The sequence below is a fragment of the Phyllobacterium sp. GQ127 genome, assembly GCF_059758635.1.
Genome location: NZ_JCAXDZ010000053.1, coordinates 1 through 201 on the forward strand (window position 1 = coordinate 1; position 201 = coordinate 201).

Genomic DNA, 201 nt, shown 5'->3' on the forward strand with positions numbered 1-201 from the left:
CCGTCCTTGGTGCGGATGGCAAGCAGCTTTTGGAGACGAAGGATCGTGTTCTGACCGGTATCAAGGCTGGCACGCATGACAATGATGCGGTCAACAAGGGCCAGCTTGATGTTGTGAAGACGACTGCGGATGCAGCCAAGATTGGCGCGGATGCAGCAACGACGAAGCTTGCGGGCCTTTCGGACGATACGGTTCAGGGGG

Annotated in this window: 1 protein-coding gene; it reads left to right on the forward strand. The window is 57.7% G+C overall.

What is annotated here, in order from left to right; all coding sequences use genetic code 11:
• On the forward strand, positions 1 to 201 hold a 201-nt coding region (locus AC6CHM_RS25240; protein ID WP_498176106.1), incomplete at both ends, for a hypothetical protein.